This window comes from Cloacibacillus sp. (assembly GCA_036655895.1).
Classification (GTDB): Bacteria; Synergistota; Synergistia; order Synergistales; family Synergistaceae; genus JAVVPF01.
Window position 1 is genome coordinate 1 of sequence record JAVVPF010000160.1, and the last position, 500, is coordinate 500.

At 56.0% G+C, this 500-nt stretch carries 1 protein-coding gene; it reads left to right on the top strand.

The window, feature by feature from the left end; genetic code table 11:
- On the top strand, nt 1–500 hold a 500-nt coding region (locus RRY12_13445), incomplete at both ends, for an HAD-IC family P-type ATPase (GenBank protein MEG2185671.1).

Here is a 500-nt window from a genome sequence, read left to right on the forward strand (position 1 = left end):
GGGCATCAAGACCATCATGATCACCGGAGATAATCCGATGACCGCGGCCGCTATTGCCGCAGAAGCCGGCGTCGACGATTTCATGGCTGAAGCGACACCTGAAACGAAGCTTGCGGCTATTCGCCAATATCAGGCTGATGGGCATATGGTTGCTATGACGGGCGACGGAACCAATGATGCACCCGCACTCGCGCAGGCCGATGTGGCGGTTGCCATGAACAGTGGCACGCAGGCGGCCAAGGAGGCCGGTAATATGGTCGACCTTGATTCGTCGCCAACCAAGTTGCTCGAAATCGTGCGCATCGGCAAGCAACTACTCATGACGCGCGGGTCTCTGACGACGTTTTCCATCGCTAACGACCTGGCAAAATACTTTGCCATCGTGCCCGCTTTGTTTGTACCGCTCTACCCGCAACTAAACGCACTCAACATCATGCAGCTTGCCAGCCCTCAATCGGCAATCCTGTCGGCTATCATCTACAACGCTCTCGTTATCGTGG